Here is a 20909-nt window from a genome sequence, read left to right as displayed (position 1 = left end):
AGATGGAGTGTCTGAAGCAATACGTGAAGATGATGTATTGCCATTGTCATACTCCCAGCAGCAGCTTTGGTTCCTGCACCGTTATTCGCCGGATTTTACCGCCTATAACCAGCCGCGTGCCTATCAGATTAACGGAAATGTGGATGCAGGGGCCCTAGAGCGCGCTTTTCAAACACTGATTCAACGCCATAGCGTATTAAGGACACGGTTCTTTGAGCGCAGCGGTGTGCCGCAACAGGCGGTACTCTCCAGCGTCCCTTTTTCTCTGCGTAAAGAAGATATCTCTGAGCTGGCTGCACCAGAGCAGGACGAAAGGCGGGCGCGTTCGATCGAGGAAGTCGCGCAGAATGTCTTCGATTTAGGCGCACCGCCGTTGCTGGTAGCTCGTTTGATCAAGCTTACGGAAAAGAGTTACGTATTAGTTGTTTGTCTTCATCACATTGTTTCGGATGCCTGGTCTAACCGCATCATCGAATCCGACCTGAGTGAAGCCTATCGTCAGGCGTTGAGCCAAGACAGAAATGCGCTGCTTCCAAGCTTGCCCGTGCAGTATGGTGACTATGTTCTACAGCAACACAAGAGAGTGGCGTCGGGCGAGATTGACAAGGAACTTAAATATTGGAATGACCATCTTGGTGACGATGTCCCGCCGCTGGAAATCACTACTGACCATATCTATCCCAAACAGCAAGAATTTCGGGGCGCCGCAAAGCGTTTCGTGTTGGATAGCAACCTCGCCAGTACTCTAAAAGCCTTTTGCCACCAAGAGCGCTTTACTCCTTTCGTGCCACTCTTCGCGGCCTGGCAAGTAGTCTTGGCCCGCTACTGTGGACAGCAAGACTTCGCTATTGGCGTACCGTCGTCAGGTCGACAGCAAGAGGAGTTTCAGGAGGTCGTTGGCTTTTTCATCACGACATTGCCTTTTCGAGTACGAGTGAATCCAGCCATGACGCTGCGTGACGTATGTCAGCAGGTTAAAAAGGATGCAGTGGGTTCGCTCAACTATGCTGATATGCCATTGGACGTCTTGCTCGAACAACGGAAAGTAAAGCGGGATCCCGTTCGACAGCCGCTGTTTCAGGTTATGTTTGGTCTCCAGTTCAGATCTGATGAGGAACAGCTTCAGTTAGATGATGCGTCTGTCGAATTGATCGATCTTCCTCAGACGAGTGCAAAGTTTGAGCTGTCTCTGGATATTTTCATCGAACAGGAACAAGTGGCTGGTGTTCTAGAGTTCAATTCCGATCTGTTCGATGATCAGACAATTCATCGTTTAATCGGTTACTACCAGAAAGTACTGAAAACTTTATTAGAAAAGCCCGAAACACAGCTCTCCTCTATCGAACTACCTGACAATGCGGAAAAAGCATTGCTGCTCGACTGGGGAAGCCGCGCAGCAATCGATAATCCGGTCGAACCCATTCATCACGTGATAGAGCGCCAAGCTTCGGCAACCCCAGAAGCCACGGCACTGGTATTCGAAGATCAGTCGCTCAGCTACGCCGAACTTAACATTCGTGCCAATCGTCTGGCCCACTATCTGACCGGTCTGGGCGTAAAACCCGAAACCCGAGTGGGTATCGCCATGGAGCGTTCCATCGAGATGGTGGTGGTGCTACTGGGTATCCTCAAAGCGGGGGGTGCTTATGTACCGCTAGACCCAGATTATCCGAGTGATCGGTTGGCCTATATGGTCGAGGACAGCGGTATTGAGCTACTGCTTATCCAGCAACATTTGCACGAGTCATTGCCGGTAACCGATGGCCTGGGCATTGTTGAGTTGGATCAGCTGGACATTGCACATCACGTTTCTACCAATCCAGCGGTGGCGCTGCACGGCGAGCACCTTGCCTATGTGATCTACACCTCGGGCTCCACCGGTCGGCCCAAGGGCGCAGCCAACCGTCACCATGCGCTGACTAATCGCCTACAGTGGATGCAGGAGGCCTATGATCTAACGGCCGACGATGCGGTGCTGCAGAAGACGCCGTTCAGCTTCGACGTCTCGGTGTGGGAGTTTTTCTGGCCGCTGATGCAGGGCGCCCGGCTGGTGATGGCGCCACCAGGCACTCACCGTGACCCGGAACAACTGGTCGAGCTAATCCGTACCCACAATATCACCACGCTACATTTCGTACCTTCAATGCTTCAGGCCTTCCTGGCGCATGGTGAGGTAGAAGCCTGTACTAGTCTGACGCGTCTGGTGTGTAGCGGCGAGGCGCTTCCGGCTGAACTGCAGAACCAAGTATTGGTACGGTTGCCTCACACGGCGCTCTACAACCTCTACGGCCCCACCGAAGCAGCAATCGATGTTACCCACTGGACGTGCCAAGACGATGGGCGCAACCAGGTAGCGATCGGTCAACCGATCGCCGGTATCCGCACCTACGTACTAGACAGCGATCTCAACATGGCACCTCCCGGGGTCGCGGGTGAACTTTATCTTGGAGGGATTGGGTTGGCGCGGGGCTATCTGCACCGCCCAGATCTTACCGCAGAACGTTTTATCGCTGATCCATTTGCGCAGGGCGAACGCCTCTACCGCACCGGTGACATGGTGCGCTGGCGTAACGACGGTCAGCTTGAGTATCTGGGCCGTCTTGATCACCAGGTGAAGATCCGCGGCCTGCGTATCGAGCTGGGTGAGATCGAAGCTGAACTGCTCTCTCAGCCAGAGGTACGCGAAGCGGTGGTGGTCGCCCAAGAAGGCCCTAGCGGCTCTAGGCTGGTTGCGTATGTCGTTCCCAACGCCAACACCGAGCTCGACACGGCGGCCCTGCGCGAAGCGCTTGGCAAACGGCTGCCAGAATACATGGTGCCAGGGGTAGTGGTGCTGCTGGAGGCGTTGCCGTTGAGCCCCAACGGCAAGGTGGACCGCAAGGCGCTGCCTGATCCGGACTTAGCCAGTGGCTCGCAGTACGAGCTGCCTCAAGGCGAGGTGGAAGAAGCGCTTGCGGACATTTGGTCTGAAGTGCTTGGCGTCGAAAGAGTAGGCCGCTATGACAACTTCTTTGAGTTGGGAGGGGATTCGATTCTCAGCCTGCAGATTGTCTCGCGTTTTCTCCAAGTTGGCTGGCGGATTACGCCCCGCCAACTGTTCGAACGTCATAGCGTGGCCGAATTGGCGGCGGTAGCTGAGGCAACGCACGATAGGCTGGACTCGAGCTTCGGCAGTGCCGAAGGCGAAGTGCCGTTGCTGCCGATGCAGGCCGATTTCTTTGCCCAGCAGATGCCAAATCGTCACCACTGGAACCAGGCGGTAATGCTGCACAGCCGAGAGGCTATCGACACGACGGCACTGTCGCAGGCGCTGGATGCGCTCGTCCGGCATCATGACAGCCTACGACTGCGGTATTGGCAGGATGTCGACGGTGCCTGGCGGCAGCGTTATGCGGCAGTGGTTGATATCCAGGAACAGGAACTACTGTGGGTGCGTCAGGCAAGCGATGCCGAAGAGATCGAGGCCCTATGCGAAAACGCCCAACGCAGCCTGGATCTGGCCGAGGGGCCGCTACTGAGAGCGCTGGTCATCGAGATGGCCGACGGGGGCTGGCGACTGTTGCTGGCCATTCATCATCTGGTGGTGGATGGGGTCTCGTGGCGCATCCTGCTCGACGATCTGCAGACGGCCTATGCTCAGGCACGGACTGGACAAGCCGTTGAGCTGGCAGAAAAGAGTAGCAGCCTGCTGGATTGGGCTAGGGTCTTGCAAGTCTATGCCGAGACTCATGGCGATGAGCTAGATCATTGGCAGGGCCTAGCTGACGTGCCCGTCGAGCTACCCTGCGACGAGCCGAATGGGGAGAATGTCAGTGCCTGGCAAACCAGTATTCAACTGCAGTTGGATAAAGAGCAGACCGAGGCGCTTCTCAAGGCGGCACCGGCGGCCTACCGTACCCAGGTCAACGATATCCTGCTGACGGCTCTGGGTAGGGCGCTGTGCGATTGGAGCGGTTACGAACGGATACTGATCGATCTGGAAGGCCATGGCCGCGAGGATCTGTTCGAGGGAGTCGACCTGTCACGCAGCGTAGGCTGGTTCACCAGCCTGTTTCCTGTGGCGCTGGCACCGCATGGTGAGTTGGGAGAGGCGTTGAAGCGCGTCAAGGAAGGCTTGCGCAAGATTCCGAACAATGGACTTGGTTACGGAGTCTTCAAGTGCCTGGGCAGTAACGGCCAGCAGCAAGCACTGCGTGCCTTGCCCAAGGCTAGGGTGGTTTTCAACTACCTCGGGCAATTCGATGGTAGCTTCAACGACTCGGCACTGTGGGTACCAGCCCAGGAAAGTTCTGGTACCTGCTTCGACGGAGACGCGCCGCTGGAGCACGAATTAGCGATCAACGGCCAAGTCTATGCAGGGCAATTGACGCTCAGCATACGCTTCAGCAAGTCACGCTATCGTCATGCCACCGTGAAGGCCCTGGCTAATTGCTTCCAACGGGAGCTGGAGGCGCTGGTCGATCACTGTAGCGGTGGCGTGCATGGGGCAACGCCTTCGGATTTCCCGCTGGCGTCTATCAGACAACAACACCTGGACCGTCTGCCACTCGAGTTCGACAACCTGGCCGATCTCTACCCGCTGTCGCCGATGCAACAGGGCATGCTGTTCCATAGCTTGTACGACGTGCATGGCAGCGCCTACCTCAACCAGTTGCGGGTGGATATCGATTTCCTGGATCCCGCTCGCTTCAAGGAGGCTTGGAAGTCGGTGGTGGCTCGTCACGATATCTTGCGTAGCGGTTTTCTGAGTATCGATGAAACGCCGCTGCAATGGGTCGCCAGGCAGGCCGAGTTACCTTGGTTCGAGAAAAATTGGCAAGACCGAGAGAACCAGAGGGCAGCACTTGACGACCTAGCCAAGGAGCAACATCACGCCATGGATTTGACCAAGCCACCTTTGATGCGTGTGGCCTTGGTGAAAGTTGGGGAGACACGCCACCACTTGATCTGGACCAGTCATCATCTACTGCTGGATGGCTGGAGTGGTGCTCAATTACTGGGAGAAGTGATCCGTCACTATGAAGGTTCCCCCTTCCCTGCGCGGGCCGGCCGCTATCGCGATTACATCGAGTGGTTGAAAGAGCGTGATAGTACGGCCAGTGAAGCATTCTGGCGTGAACGTCTAGAACAGGTAGAGGAGCCGACTCGTTTAGCCGGTACCTTGCCTGCTTCCTCCGGTTCGGCAGCCGAGCATGGAGTATATCGCAGCGAACTCGAAAAGCTTCATGTCGACCGCCTGCAAGAAGTGGCGCGTCACGAGCGAGTGACACTGAATACAGTATTGCAAGCTGCTTGGGCTCTACTCATTAGCCGTTTCACTGGTCAGCAGACGGTCACGTTTGGCGCCACAGTCGCGGGCCGACCCTCAGATCTGAATGGCGCCGATGAGATATTAGGATTGTTCATCAACACCTTGCCCGTTATTACATCGCTGAAGCCGGAAATGTGCTTAGGTGAATGGTTGCGTGAATTGCAGGCAGGGAATCTGGCATCAAGGGAACACGAACATACACCGCTTTATGAAATTCAGCGCTGGGCAGGAAGTGGAAGTCAAGGATTGTTTGACAATATTGTGGTGTTCGAGAACTTCCCGGTAGATGAGATCCTACTCGAGTCGAACAAGCGACAGTTGGCATTTTCATCCATTCAAAGCGATAGCGGAAATCACTACCCCCTGACGCTTCGCGTCAAGGTTGAAGGTGGAATTAGCCTGGATTATTTGTATGACGCGGAGCTCTTGAATGAAGCCACGGTTCGGATGTTGGCGCATCAATTCGAATCTATATTGAGTGCTATACAGCAGGAGGATAGCGCTCAAGAAATTCGCTTGTGTGACTTCTGCTCGAAAGAAATGGAAGACGGGGTGCCGGGAGTGATCAGGTCGTGGCAGGAAACGACCGTGCTGTCTCTTTTGGAGCGGATGGGTCGTGAATCGTCGAACAATTTGGCGGTGAGGGATGATGCGAACCGATTGACCCATGCCGAACTAGACTCTCAAGCCCGGCGTATGGCACAGGCACTAATCGCAAAGGGCGTTGGCCCCGAGGTGCGTGTTGCCATTCACGCTGAGCGTTCGTGTGAATACGTGCTCGGCATTCTCGCCGTACTTAAAGCGGGCGGGGCCTTCGTGCCACTGGATCCGCAACTGCCAACGGAGCGTTTGGCCTATCAACTGGCTGACAGTGGCGCTCGCTTGCTGCTGAGCTGCACAGCTTGCGACTGGAGCGGTGACGTTCCGGTATTGGAGTTGGCGTTTGCCGATGATATTCCGGCTGCAGTAGAGCACGAACTGCCCGTCATCCATCCCCATCAGACTGCCTATGTGATCTATACCTCTGGCTCCACGGGCAAGCCCAAGGGGGTAGCGGTAAGTCACGGTGCGCTGGCCAATTACGTGCAGGGCGTTCTGGAGGCGCTGGCGCTACCAGAGGGTGCCCGCAACATGGCGATGGTGTCGACGGTGGCGGCGGATCTGGGGCATACGGTGCTGTTTGGTGCCTTGTGCACCGGGCGTACCTTGCATCTTATTTCCCCCGAGTGCGCCTTCGACCCGGATACCTTTGCGGCTTATATGCGGGAACAGCAGGTGGATGTGCTGAAGATAGTGCCTAGCCACCTGCGGGCACTGCTGAGTGCGGCAACTCCGGCTGACGTGCTTCCGCACGAGCGCCTGATCCTGGGCGGCGAAGCGACCGACTGGGCGCTACTGGCGCGCATCGCCGAACTCAAGCCAAACTGCCAGGTGCTTAATCACTACGGCCCTACGGAAACCACGGTCGGTATTCTCACCCAGCAAGCCGACATAGCCGATCGAGCTGCCAGCACACTGCCGATCGGCACACCGCTGGCCAATGCTCAGGCCTATGTGCTCGACCCCTGGCTTAATCCGGTGCCGAAGGGCGTTGCCGGCGAGCTCTACTTGGGTGGCCCTGGGTTGGCTCAAGGTTATCTACAGCGGCTGGGGCAAACGGCGGAACGTTTCGTCGCCAGCCCCTTCCATGCGGGGGAGCGACTCTATCGCAGCGGTGACCGTGTGCGCCAACTGGCCGACGATAGCCTGGAGTTCCTTGGCCGTGTGGATGATCAGGTTAAGATTCGCGGCTATCGGGTGGAGCCGAGCGAAATCGCTGCCCTGTTGCGCGATCAATCGTGCATCGCGGAGGCTGAGGTGATAGCACGGGAAAACGAGGAAGGCCGCGCGCAACTGTTCGCCTACGTGGTGATGGCAGCCGGGAGTGATGTTTATGACGCCGCGTTACTCGCGCAGCTTGGCGAACGCGTGCCGGACTATATGATGCCCAGCGCCATAGTACGGCTGGAGGCTCTGCCGCTAACCGCCAATGGTAAGTTGGATCGCAAGGCGCTGCCGGAGCCAGTGCAAGCCAGTGGTGGTAAAGCCTTTGAAGCTCCCCAAGGAGAAGCAGAAGAGACGTTGGCAGCGGTTTGGGCCGACGTTATCGGCTGTGAGCAGGTGGGGCGTAACGACAACTTTTTCGAGCTGGGGGGCGACTCTATCCTTAGCTTGCAGATCGTCGCGCGCTCGCGCAAGCGGGGCTACAAGGTAACACCCAAGCAGTTGATGGAAGGGCAGACCGTGGCCGCCGTGGCGGCGATGGCCACGCCCCTGGCGGCGGCCGCACCTAAACAAGCGGCTGCACCCGATAAAGTGGCTCCCTTTGCACTGTTGCCGGTGCAGCGCTGGTTCTTCGAGCAGAACTTCGTCGAGTCACACCATTGGAATCAGTCATTGATGCTGGAAGCGGCTAATGGTGTAGATGCTGCGCCGTTACGGCGTGCCATTGAGGCAGTGGTCGATCACCATGGCGCTTTGCGGCTGCGCTTTGAGCGCGTTGGCGACAGCTGGCAACAAGCCTATGGCAAGCTAGCCGACGATCTCTTCGAGCACGTGGATTTAAGCGATCATGCGGATCCGGCGCAGGCCATCACTCAGGCCGCCGATGCTGCACAGCGCAGCCTAAGCCTGGTGCGGCCGTTCCGTGCCATCTGGATGGAACTGGGAGGCGAGCGCGGTGGGCGACTGCTGCTAGTGGCTCACCACCTGGTGGTAGACGGCGTGTCGTGGCGCGTGATTCTCGACGACCTGCAAGCGGCCTACACGCAGTTAAGTGCAGGCAAGGCAATCGACCTACCACCGGCAACCACCTCGCTAGATGAGTGGGCGCGTACCCTGGCCGACTATGCCACATCGGAGGCGTTGGCTGAGCAACGCCCCTATTGGGAAAGTCTCGTCAAAGAGCCAGAGCCCAGCCTGCCGGCACAGAATCCCCAGGGCAGCAACACCGTAGCCGATACCGCCTCGCTCGTTGGCAGCTTGTCTACCGAGGCGACCTCGCAACTGCTGGGGCCGGTGCATAAAGCCTACCGCACCCAGGTGGATGACCTGCTCCTCACTGCACTATCGAGCGCCCTGTGCCAATGGGCGGAACGAGACAGTGTACTGATCGAACTGGAAGGCCATGGTCGCGAAGACCTGTTCGACGGTGTTGACCTCAGTCGCAGCGTGGGTTGGTTCACCTCGCTCTATCCGGTTCGCCTGACGCCGGGTAATGCAGAGCCTAGCTCGAGCCTAAAAACAGTTAAAGAGCAACTTCGCCAAGTGCCTGACAAGGGGCTCGGCTACGGCGTGCTGCGTTATTTGAAAGAGGAGCCCGCGCTGGTGGGTGGTGCCTACCCCCAGGTCACTTTCAATTATCTAGGTCAGTTTGACCGCTTCCTGCAGGGCGATTCGGCCTGGTGGCTCGCCAAAGAGAACGCAGGGCAGCCCCGCGCACCGCAAAGCGAGCGCCGTACCTGGCTTGAGGTAGTGGCCTGGGTTCAGGAGGGCCAACTGCGCTTTGACTTGCATTACAGTCGCGAGATTCACAGCGAGGCAGCGATGCATGCCTTGCAAGCAAGCTTCCAAGCGCAACTAGAGGCATTGATTGAGCACTGTGATAGCGGCGTTCGTGGCGCCACGCCATCGGACTTCCCGCTGGCGGGGCTGAGTCAAGCGCAGTTGGACGTTTTACCTGTTGCCGCCGATCAACTGGCAGATCTCTATCCGCTGTCGCCACTCCAGCAGGGCATACTATTCCACAGCCTCTACGATGACCAAGATGTGGCCTATCTCAACCAGTTGCAGGTGGAGATTAGCAATCTAGATGTCGAACGCTTCCGGCGCGCCTGGCAAAACGTACTCGTACGCCATGAGATACTGTGCAGCGGTTTTCTGGAGTCCGCTGGAATGCCGCTTCAGTGGATAGCACGCGCTGTCGAGCTGCCGTGGTTCGAAGTGGATTGGCGTGAACGAGCGGATCTATCAACCGCGCTTGAGAAACTGGCCGATGAGCAACGGGCGCCATTCGATCTGACGGCGCCGCCGCTGATGCGCCTGGCGCTGGTAAAAATCGCAGATTCCCGGCACTGCCTTATCTGGACGCGCCACCATCTGCTGCTGGATGGCTGGAGTACCTCGCAACTGATGGGCGAGGTGTTGCGCTGTTACGCCGGGGAAGTTCTGCCATCTACAGAGGGGCGCTATCGCGATTACATCGCTTGGCTACAGCACCGTGACGCTGATGCCAGTGAAGCCTACTGGCGTGAGCAGTTGCAGCGTCTTGATGCGTCCACGCATCTCGTCAGTGCCATGCCTAGACCCCATGAAAGGCAAGCTGGGTATCAAGAGATAACCCTGTCACTGAATAGCACAACCACTCAGCGACTGGAGAATTTCGCCAAGGCTGCTCACGTAACGCTTAATACATTAATGCAAGGTGCCTGGTCGCTGCTGGTGGCACGTTACACGGGGCAAGATAGCCTCTGCTTTGGCGCGACCGTAGCCGGGCGACCTGCTGAGCTACCGGCGGCAGAGCAATTGATTGGCCCCTTCATCAATACCTTGCCAGTGATTGTCTCACTGGATCCCTCGCTGCGCGTCGATGAGTGGTTGCGCCAGTTGCAGGAACAAAACTTGGCGAGTCGCGAACATGAGCATACACCGCTCTATGATATCCAACGCTGGGCGGGGCAGGGTGGTCAGTCACTGTTCGATAGCTTGTTGGTATTCGAGAACTATCCCGTTGATGCAGCATTGCATCAGAACCTGCCGGGAGGGATGGCGTTTGGCGAGGTGGCCAACCGTGAGCAAACCAATTACCCCGTAACCCTGGTCGTCTTCCAGAAGGAAACGTTGGAACTTTGCTGCAGCTATTCACGATCAAAGCTAGACGATTCTGCTGCCGCGATGTTGGTTCAACATCTGGGTAGAGCGCTTGAGCAGTTGAGCGAGTCGGCAACTCAACGCGTTGGTGAAATCGAGTGGTTAAGTGATAAAGAGCGGCAGCAAATCGAGGCTTGGAGCGTCAATGGTGAGCGCTATACCAAGACCGACCCGATCCACCGTCTGATCGAAAACCGGGTCGAGATAACACCTGAGGCCACGGCCGTAGTCTTCGAAGATCAGTCACTCAGCTACGCCGAACTCAATGCTCGCGCCAACCGCTTGGCCCACTATCTGATTGGACTAGGCGTAAAACCCGAAACCCGAGTGGGTATCGCCATGGAGCGTTCCATCGAGATGGTGGTGGTGCTACTGGGTATCCTCAAAGCGGGGGGTGCTTATGTACCGCTAGACCCAGATTATCCGAGTGATCGGTTGGCCTATATGGTCGAGGACAGCGGTATTGAGCTACTGCTTATCCAGCAACATTTGCACGAGTCATTGCCGGTAACCGATGGCCTGGGCATTGTTGAGTTGGATCAGCTGGACATTGCACATCACGTTTCTACCAATCCAGCGGTGGCGCTGCACGGCGAGCACCTTGCCTATGTGATCTACACCTCGGGCTCCACCGGTCGGCCCAAGGGCGCAGCCAACCGTCACCATGCGCTGACTAATCGCCTACAGTGGATGCAGGAGGCCTATGATCTAACGGCCGACGATGCGGTGCTGCAGAAGACGCCGTTCAGCTTCGACGTCTCGGTGTGGGAGTTTTTCTGGCCGCTGATGCAGGGCGCCCGGCTGGTGATGGCGCCACCAGGCACTCACCGTGACCCGGAACAACTGGTCGAGCTAATCCGTACCCACAATATCACCACGCTACATTTCGTACCTTCAATGCTTCAGGCCTTCCTGGCGCATGGTGAGGTAGAAGCCTGTACTAGTCTGACGCGTCTGGTGTGTAGCGGCGAGGCGCTTCCGGCTGAACTGCAGAACCAAGTATTGGTACGGTTGCCTCACACGGCGCTCTACAACCTCTACGGCCCCACCGAAGCAGCAATCGATGTTACCCACTGGACGTGCCAAGACGATGGGCGCAACCAGGTAGCGATCGGTCAACCGATCGCCGGTATCCGCACCTACGTACTAGACAGCGATCTCAACATGGCACCTCCCGGGGTCGCGGGTGAACTTTATCTTGGAGGGATTGGGTTGGCGCGGGGCTATCTGCACCGCCCAGATCTTACCGCAGAACGTTTTATCGCTGATCCATTTGCGCAGGGCGAACGCCTCTACCGCACCGGTGACATGGTGCGCTGGCGTAACGACGGTCAGCTTGAGTATCTGGGCCGTCTTGATCACCAGGTGAAGATCCGCGGCCTGCGTATCGAGCTGGGTGAGATCGAAGCTGAACTGCTCTCTCAGCCAGAGGTACGCGAAGCGGTGGTGGTCGCCCAAGAAGGCCCTAGCGGCTCTAGGCTGGTTGCGTATGTCGTTCCCAACGCCAACACCGAGCTCGACACGGCGGCCCTGCGCGAAGCGCTTGGCAAACGGCTGCCAGAATACATGGTGCCAGGGGTAGTGGTGCTGCTGGAGGCGTTGCCGTTGAGCCCCAACGGCAAGGTGGACCGCAAGGCACTGCCCGAACCGGAACTCACTAGTGGCGACGCCCACGAGCCGCCGCAGGGTGAAGTGGAGGCAGGGCTAGCATCGATCTGGTCGCAAGTGCTGGGCGTCGAATGGGTGGGCCGTCACGACAATTTCTTCGAGCTGGGTGGTCATTCTTTGGCTGTATTGCAGGTGCAGGCCGGTATTGAGGAGCGCTTCGACGTGAGGCTCCCGTTGCGAACCCATTTTGACCATACCAATCTGGTCTTGATGAGCGAGGCCATCCGGGCGCGGCTAGATGACACAAGAGAGGACCAAGGTACGCAGCTTGAGAAGATGGCGGCGCTATTGGACGGTCTGGAGAGCTGATATGGAATTAAATAAAAGAGCGATTGCCGAGCGTTTCTCGCAGTTGACACGGGACAAGCAAAGCGCCTTCCTTGAGACCCTTAGGCGGGAAGATATTGACTTTGCCCAATTGCCGATTGTTCCACGTTCGGAACGAGAACACTTTGCTCTTTCCTATGCTCAATGGCGACAGTGGTTCCTCTGGCACCTGAACCACGAAAGTGGTGGGTATCACATCACTGGCGCGATGCGCCTGAAGGGGGCCCTAGACCGGACAGCACTGCATGACAGCTTCAAGGCCCTGGTGTCACGCCACGAGGCATTGCGCACGATCTTTCGTGACGATGGGCCCGGCGGGGTGGTGCAGGTCGTGCGGGCAGAGAGTGACTTCACTTTCCAGGAACTGGACCTGAGTGGGGTGGCAGAAGGCGAGAGAGAAGCCGCCGCGGAAGAGGCAGCGTCCCGGCTGTGTGACATGCCGTTCGACCTGCGGTGTGGCCCACTGCTGCGCGTGGGGCTGTTGTACCTGACCAAGGATGAGCATCTTCTGGTGGTAGTGATGCACCATATCGTATCCGATGGCTGGTCGGTCCGGTTGATTGTCGATGAGTTCACCGCAGAATACCGTGCCCGGGTCATGGGAGGGCCTCGAAACGCTGCGGCCCTGCCTATCAAGTATGCCGACTATGCGCTGTGGCAACGTTACTGGATGGAGGCGGGAGAGAAAGAGCGTCAACTGGCCTACTGGCAGGCAGTACTGGGCAACGAGCATCCGGTGCTGCAACTCCCGACGGATTATGGAAGGCGTCGCCAGGGAGGCAACCGGGCAGCGCGCCACATGTCGTTGTTGCCTGAGTCACTGGTACAGGGGCTGCGACACAGAGCACAAGAACAGGGGGCGACACTGTTCATGATCCTGCTGGCTGGCTTCCATGCTCTGCTGTACCGCTACACCGGCCAGGAGGATATCCGTGTCGGGGTACCCATCGCCAATCGTCATCGGGCAGAGACAGCCGGGGTCGTGGGGTTGTTCGTCAATACCCAAGTGCTCCGCAACCGGGTGGAGGGACGCGCCACCCTGAGCGAGGTGTTGGAGCGGGCCAGGCATGCTGCGGTCGAGGCCCAGGACTATCAGGATCTGCCGTTCGAGCAACTAGTGGAGCGTCTGCAGCCCGAGCGTCACCTCGATCACCATCCCCTGTTTCAGGTGATGTTCAACCATCAGCGCCATGACACCGATGGCCTGCGACAGCTCCCGGCACTGGAGGTGGAAGAATATTCGCTGGGTGCCCGGGTAACGCTCTTCGAATTGACGCTGGACACCATGGAAAGTGAAGACGGCGGTGTGGAGGCTACCTTCACCTATGCGGCGGAGCTCTTCGAAGCGGCCACCATCGAACGGCTGGCGAGTCGCTACGTGAAATTGCTGGAAGCCTTGGTTGAGTCACCGGAGAAGGCATTAGACGATGTCGTATTGTTGGCCGATGACGAACGGCGTCAGCTCAAGAACTGGGAGACGACGCCCCGTCGCTATTCCGATGTCGAGCCTCTCCCTCGCCAAATCGAGCGCTGGGCAACGACGACGCCCGAGGCCACGGCGGTCGTTTGTGGGGCTGAGCGCCTCAGCTTTGCCGAGTTCGAAGCCCGCGCCAACCGCCTGGCTCACTGGCTGCGACGTCGCGGCGTCGGCCCCGATGTGCGGGTGGGTGTGGGCTTGGCGCGAGGCGTCGATCTGCTGGTGGCCCTTTACGGGGTACTCAAGGCGGGGGGGGCCTATGTGCCTCTGGATCCCGATTACCCGGCCGAGCGGCTGCGCTATATGCAGGCAGATGCCGGTATCCGACTGTTGCTCAGTCACGGCGAGGTGCTGGATCACCTGCCGCTTGTCGAGGGTGTCGAAGCGATCGACCTGGACCGGCAGGATCTCACGGCGGAGTCGGCAACGCCGCCTCCTCTGACGATTCACTCCCAGCAGCTGGCCTACCTGATCTACACCTCGGGCTCCACGGGCACTCCCAAAGGGGTGGCCGTTGCCCATGGTGCCCTGGCCATGCATTGCCAGAGCATCGCCGACCGCTATGAACTGACCGTGGCCGATCGGGAACTGCACTTCCTGTCGATCAGCTTCGATGGGGCCCACGAGCGGTGGTTGTCACCACTTAGCCGAGGGGCCCGCGTGGTGCTGCGTGATCAATCGCTCTGGAGTGTCCAGCAGACCTATGACTGCCTGCTCGATGAAGGCATCACGGTGGCGGCGTTCCCGCCGAGTTATCTGCGGCAACTGGCCGAGTGGGCCGAACACCAGGGGCGCCCGCCAGGGGTGAAGACCTACTGCTTTGCCGGCGAAGCCTTCGATCGGGGCATGTTGCGGCATGCCATCGATGCCTTGCAGCCGGACTGGGTGATCAACGGCTACGGGCCTACCGAGACGGTCGTGACGCCGACGCTATGGCGAGCCGCAGCGGAGGAAGCTGACTTCACCAGTGCCTATGCGCCGATCGGTGACTTAGTGGGAGACCGCCAGGGATACGTGTTGGATGGCAATCTCAACCGGGTGCCACCTGGCATGACCGGGGAACTTTACCTGGGCGGCTGCTTGGCACGTGGTTATCTGGATCGCCCCGGCACCACGGCCGAACGCTTCGTGCCGCATCCGTTCGCGGACGGTGAACGGCTGTATCGAACGGGTGACAGGGTGCGCCTGAACGGGGATGGACACCTGGAATATCTTGGGCGCCTGGACCAGCAGATCAAACTGCGTGGTTTCCGTATCGAGCTTGGCGAAGTGGAAGCGGCCCTGCAGAACAGTGAAGAAGTGGAGGAAGCAGTGGCTGGTGTCTGCGACATGGTGTCGGGCCAGCAACTGGTGGGGTATGTCACGGGGGCACGAGCCAGCGAATCGGGCGTGAAAGCCCACCTCAGTCGATCCCTTCCGGACTATATGATCCCGTCGCAGGTGATGGTGCTGGAACGATTGCCTCGCTTGCCGAACGGCAAGGTGGATCGCGGATCGCTACCGCAGCCGACGATCAGCCGCGACGATCGCCATGAGGCCCCTGAGGGCGAGGCGGAAGCCGTTCTGGCGATGATCTGGTCCGAGGTGTTGGGTGTCGAGAGAGTGGGACGCTTCGACAACTTCTTCGAGTTGGGCGGCCATTCACTGCTCGCCGTTCAATTGGTGTCTCGTATCCAAGAAAGTAGATATGCCGATGTCACGGTGCTGGATATTTTCCGGTATCCGACTCTGGTGGCTATGGCAGAACGGGTGTCCACGAAGAGCAGGCACGACACCATTGATCAGTCCCTTGAAAATATTGATGCTTTCATGGATAGCTTGGATGAAATGTCATGATGGAATTAGATGCTTATCGCATTGCAGAGCGCTTTTCACGATTATCTGCCGACCAACGAAGATCTGTTTACCAGAAAGTCCGCTCTCAAGGGCTGGGTATGGGGCAATTTCCGATTCCAAGTCGTCATGAAAAGGGGACAGCTGTATATCCTGCTTCCTATGCTCAAGGCCGTCAGTGGTTCTTGTGGCAACTGGAGCCAGAGAGTACGGCCTACCATATCACGGGGGCTTTGAGACTAACGGGTGAGCTCGATCTGGACGCCTTGCGCAGTAGCTTCGAATCCCTGGTGAAACGCCATGAGTCGCTGCGTACAGTGTTCCAGGCCAACGACGAGGGGCTGGCTTACCAGGTTATCCTGAAAGACAGTAAGCTCGATTTCAGCTATAACGACGTTCGCCATGTAAAGAGTGAAAGTCGTCAGTCTCATGCCCATGCCGTGTTGCAGGAGGCGAGTGAGACTCCCTTCGATCTCACTAAGGGTCCCTTGCTGCGTGTCAGAGTGGTGCGGTTCGCCGAGAGCGAACATCTTATGCTGGTGGTGATGCACCATGTCATCTCGGATGGTTGGTCGATACAGCTCATACTTGAGGAATTCGTCACTTATTACCGAGCGCATGCCCAGGGGCGGGCGGCCAAACTGTCGGAGTTGCCCATCCAGTATGCCGACTATGCCGTATGGCAACGTCATTGGCTTGAAGCCGGTGAGCGTGAGCGTCAACTCGGCTACTGGCGCAACCAACTGAGTGATGAGCATCCCGTTCTACAGCTTCCCACAGATCATCCACGTCAGGTTGAAGGAAAGTATCGCGCAGCGCTCCATGAAGTCGTGTTGCCAACTGCACTGGAGCGGGAGCTGCGTCAATGTGCCCAGCAGCAGGGGGCTACTTTTTTCATGGTGCTGATGACCGGGTTCCAGGCTCTGTTGTACCGCCACACTGGTCAGCAAGACATCCGCGTCGGCATACCAGTCGCCAACCGCAATCGTACCGAAACCGAGGAGGTTGTCGGTTTCTTCGTCAATACCCAGGTGATTCGTGGTCTGGTACACGGTCGATTGCCATTGGTGAACCTGTTAGGGCAGACCACAAGCAATGTGTCGGAGGCTCAGGAATATCAAGATCTTCCCTTCGAACAGTTGGTCGATGCTTTACAGCCTGAACGAAGCCTGAGTCACAACCCGCTATTCCAGGTAATGTTCAATCATCAGCACCAGGGCGCCGATATCTCGCAGCGGCTGCCGGGCTTGACGCTGGAGGAGTACCCTTTCGGCGAGCGTAAGGCGCAGTTCGAGTTGGTGCTGAGTGCCACGGAGCGGTCGACGGGCGGTACCCGGTTGAGCTTCACCTATGCGGCGGAGCTCTTCGAAGCGGCCACCATCGAACGGCTGGCGAGTCGCTACGTGAAATTGCTGGAAGCCTTGGTTGAGTCACCGGAGAAGGCATTAGACGATGTCGTATTGTTGGCCGATGACGAACGGCGTCAGCTCAAGAACTGGGAGACGACGCCCCGTCGCTATTCCGATGTCGAGCCTCTCCCTCGCCAAATCGAGCGCTGGGCAACGACGACGCCCGAGGCCACGGCGGTCGTTTGTGGGGCTGAGCGCCTCAGCTTTGCCGAGTTCGAAGCCCGCGCCAACCGCCTGGCTCACTGGCTGCGACGTCGCGGCGTCGGCCCCGATGTGCGGGTGGGTGTGGGCTTGGCGCGAGGCGTCGATCTGCTGGTGGCCCTTTACGGGGTACTCAAGGCGGGGGGGGCCTATGTGCCTCTGGATCCCGATTACCCGGCCGAGCGGCTGCGCTATATGCAGGCAGATGCCGGTATCCGACTGTTGCTCAGTCACGGCGAGGTGCTGGATCACCTGCCGCTTGTCGAGGGTGTCGAAGCGATCGACCTGGACCGGCAGGATCTCACGGCGGAGTCGGCAACGCCGCCTCCTCTGACGATTCACTCCCAGCAGCTGGCCTACCTGATCTACACCTCGGGCTCCACGGGCACTCCCAAAGGGGTGGCCGTTGCCCATGGTGCCCTGGCCATGCATTGCCAGAGCATCGCCGACCGCTATGAACTGACCGTGGCCGATCGGGAACTGCACTTCCTGTCGATCAGCTTCGATGGGGCCCACGAGCGGTGGTTGTCACCACTTAGCCGAGGGGCCCGCGTGGTGCTGCGTGATCAATCGCTCTGGAGTGTCCAGCAGACCTATGACTGCCTGCTCGATGAAGGCATCACGGTGGCGGCGTTCCCGCCGAGTTATCTGCGGCAACTGGCCGAGTGGGCCGAACACCAGGGGCGCCCGCCAGGGGTGAAGACCTACTGCTTTGCCGGCGAAGCCTTCGATCGGGGCATGTTGCGGCATGCCATCGATGCCTTGCAGCCGGACTGGGTGATCAACGGCTACGGGCCTACCGAGACGGTCGTGACGCCGACGCTATGGCGAGCCGCAGCGGAGGAAGCTGACTTCACCAGTGCCTATGCGCCGATCGGTGACTTAGTGGGAGACCGCCAGGGATACGTGTTGGATGGCAATCTCAACCGGGTGCCACCTGGCATGACCGGGGAACTTTACCTGGGCGGCTGCTTGGCACGTGGTTATCTGGATCGCCCCGGCACCACGGCCGAACGCTTCGTGCCGCATCCGTTCGCGGACGGTGAACGGCTGTATCGAACGGGTGACAGGGTGCGCCTGAACGGGGATGGACACCTGGAATATCTTGGGCGCCTGGACCAGCAGATCAAACTGCGTGGTTTCCGTATCGAGCTTGGCGAAGTGGAAGCGGCCCTGCAGAACAGTGAAGAAGTGGAGGAAGCAGTGGCTGGTGTCTGCGACATGGTGTCGGGCCAGCAACTGGTGGGGTATGTCACGGGGGCACGAGCCAGCGAATCGGGCGTGAAAGCCCACCTCAGTCGATCCCTTCCGGACTATATGATCCCGTCGCAGGTGATGGTGCTGGAACGATTGCCTCGCTTGCCGAACGGCAAGGTGGATCGCGGATCGCTACCGCAGCCGACGATCAGCCGCGACGATCGCCATGAGGCCCCTGAGGGCGAGGCGGAAGCCGTTCTGGCGATGATCTGGTCCGAGGTGTTGGGTATCGAGCAGATCGGGCGTCATGACAACTTCTTCGGGGTGGGGGGCGACTCGATACAGTCGCTCACCCTCGTAACGCGGCTTCGCCAGGCAGGCTGGTTGATCAATACCAAAGATGTTTTTCGATACCCTCGTCTGGTCGAGATGGCTGAGTCCCTGTCGCCTTGCCAGCCGGTGGAATTGGAAAGTGAGGAAGTAGACGGGGTAGTGCCGCTGACGCCGATACAGTCCCATTTTTTCGAACAACCAATACATGACTACTCTCTATGGAATCAGGCACTCCTTTTCGGCCTCAGGAATGAGATTGACATACCTACTCTGGAGCAGGTCGTTGAACTGCTTCTCGAGCGTCATGACGCCATCAGGCTGGGATTTTGCAAGGACGAAAGTGGAGCCTGGCGTCAGTTCTATCGGCAAAGAGATAGTGTGCGTGATCTCCTGTGGGAGAGGAAAGCATGCAAAGAAAGTGACCTAACAGCTCTGTACGAAGAGGCGCATTCCAGCCTGGACATCGAGAAAGGACCTGTCATCCGGTTCCTGGTGGTGAGCTTGCCGGACGGGATGCAGCGTTTCCTTATCACGGCACATCACCTGATTGTCGATGGGGTGTCATGGCGGGTTCTCGTCAACGATATCGTGAGGGCATACAGGAGCCTAGAGAAAGGGCGAGAGCCAAGTCTCGTGCCTGTGAGCGATAGCTACAAGCGCTGGGCTTGCATGCTTGAGAAGTTGGCGGACCACGGTAGCTTGAAGAGGGAGGAAGACTACTGGAAGGACGTCATTCACCAAGAGGTTCTGCCGCTCTCCGTGGATTTCGATGATGCTGTTTCCACTTGCGTGGACGAAAGGGTCTGTAGGATCCGTATTTCATCAGACATAACCCGACGCCTGTTCGGAGAATCGCTCTCAAGGCATGGCGTGTATATCAATGAGTTCCTGTTGGCGGCGTTGTCGGAGGCGATAGAGAAATGGCAAGGGAGTCATCGGCTGCGCATCGATCTCGAAGGCCATGGGCGAGAATCGCTGACCGATGACGTTGACGTCAGTCAGACCGTCGGATGGTTCACTAGCATCTACCCCGTCATCCTGCCCGGCGGCTCGGGAGTGATCGAGAAGTTGAAGAGGGCCCGTGACATGATGCGCAGGATACCGAACAACGGCGTAGGCTTCGGCATTCTCAAGTATATGTCTCGACACGATGCAAGGGAGCGGCTGGATGATGGCTGTCCCGCTGAACTGGTATTTAACTATCTGGGTAAGCTGGATGGAATCGTCAATGATGACTGGGTCACTAAGGTGGATGATTCGATCGGGACATTAGTGGATCCAGTTGCTCCCAGGAGTTACAAGCTGAGCGTGAATGGTCAGGTTGCCGGTGGGCAGTTGATCGTGGCTTGTGGATATAGCGGCAAACAGTATAGGCCCTCAAGCATAGAGCGATTTCTGGCAGCGTTTGAAAAGGCCGCGGTGGAGCTGGTCGAGTGCGCCGACGTTGCCACCGAAACACCGAACGATCGACCCTCGAAAGATGTTAATCCTCTGTTGAGCCTCAATGAAAGGTCCGAGGATCTCCCGAAACTGTTCTGCTTCCATCCGGTAAGTGGCAGCGTGGTTGGCTACTATCCCATCGCGGAGAGGCTGGCGTCTCGGTGGGCTGTGTATGGGGTGCAGAGTAGACAACTGTTGGAGCCTCGATGGCAGGATATATCACTCCGTCAAATGGCTCATGACTATGCTGATGAAATAATTAAGCTTCAGCCCAGTGGTCCGTATCATTTTCTTGGTTGGTCATTAGGTGGAACGTTGGCGCTTGAGGTCAGTAAGGTCTTAGAGAGTAAGGGCGAAACAGTAGAATTCATTGGTCTTGTGGACAGTTATGTACCAGGTGCTGGAAAAGAGCACTACAATGTGGAGTTGGATGTAAACATTGATGATGAGGGTTCTGATTGGCAACAAATGGTGGCTGTCGAAAAGAAGTTGCACCAACTAGCCAGAGAGCATAAGGATGTGAGTTACGTTACTTCTCGCATAGTAGCATGGTGGGCAAAACACTCTCCTGAAGCCAACGCTGGAGGTGAAAGAATCCTTAGGGAAAAGCTAGAGAGTTCCATGGATAGGTCTATATGGATCGATTCTGATCATTTAGGAATAATTACTAACGATAAAGTGATCGATGGAATAAAAATGGAACTCCTTAGAGAAGGAAAAGTGGCCCGTACAGGTTGAAAGAAGGCCTTTTGCTGGCCTTTTAATAGCATATGCTGTGATTGTTGAAGTGATCTGCCCCGCTAAA

3 protein-coding genes are annotated in these 20909 nt (G+C 57.8%); all 3 read left to right on the top strand.

Annotated features, from left to right (window positions below):
- Positions 1-7: 7 nt before the first annotated feature.
- From HXW73_RS12965 to HXW73_RS12955, 3 genes are read left to right on the top strand one after another with little or no spacing between them, the layout of a single operon-like run.
- Positions 8-12196 (top strand): non-ribosomal peptide synthetase, encoded by a 12189-nt coding sequence (locus HXW73_RS12965; protein WP_186253493.1) that lies wholly within the window; start codon positions 8-10, stop codon positions 12194-12196.
- A 1-nt stretch (position 12197) separates the two neighbouring features.
- The gene (locus HXW73_RS12960; protein WP_186253492.1) at positions 12198-15527 is read left to right on the top strand and encodes a non-ribosomal peptide synthetase; all 3330 of its coding nucleotides are present in this window, start codon (positions 12198-12200) and stop codon (positions 15525-15527) included.
- Positions 15524-20842: a non-ribosomal peptide synthetase gene (locus HXW73_RS12955; protein ID WP_186253491.1), complete on the top strand. Its 5319-nt coding sequence runs from the start codon at positions 15524-15526 to the stop codon at positions 20840-20842. Before HXW73_RS12960 ends, HXW73_RS12955 begins: the two co-directional genes overlap by 4 nt.
- Positions 20843-20909 lie beyond the last annotated feature (67 nt).

Origin of the sequence: Halomonas sp. SH5A2, assembly GCF_014263395.1 — a bacterium.
GTDB lineage: Bacteria > Pseudomonadota > Gammaproteobacteria > Pseudomonadales > Halomonadaceae > Vreelandella.
This window is presented reverse-complemented; position numbering and strand designations above follow the sequence as displayed.

Excerpts from the sequence above, each read along its gene's own strand:
- HXW73_RS12960 (WP_186253492.1), top strand. The coding sequence starts at position 12,198 with ATGGAATTAAATAAAAGAGCGATTGCCGAGCGTTTCTCGCAGTTGACA.
- HXW73_RS12955 (WP_186253491.1), top strand. The coding sequence starts at position 15,524 with ATGATGGAATTAGATGCTTATCGCATTGCAGAGCGCTTTTCACGATTA.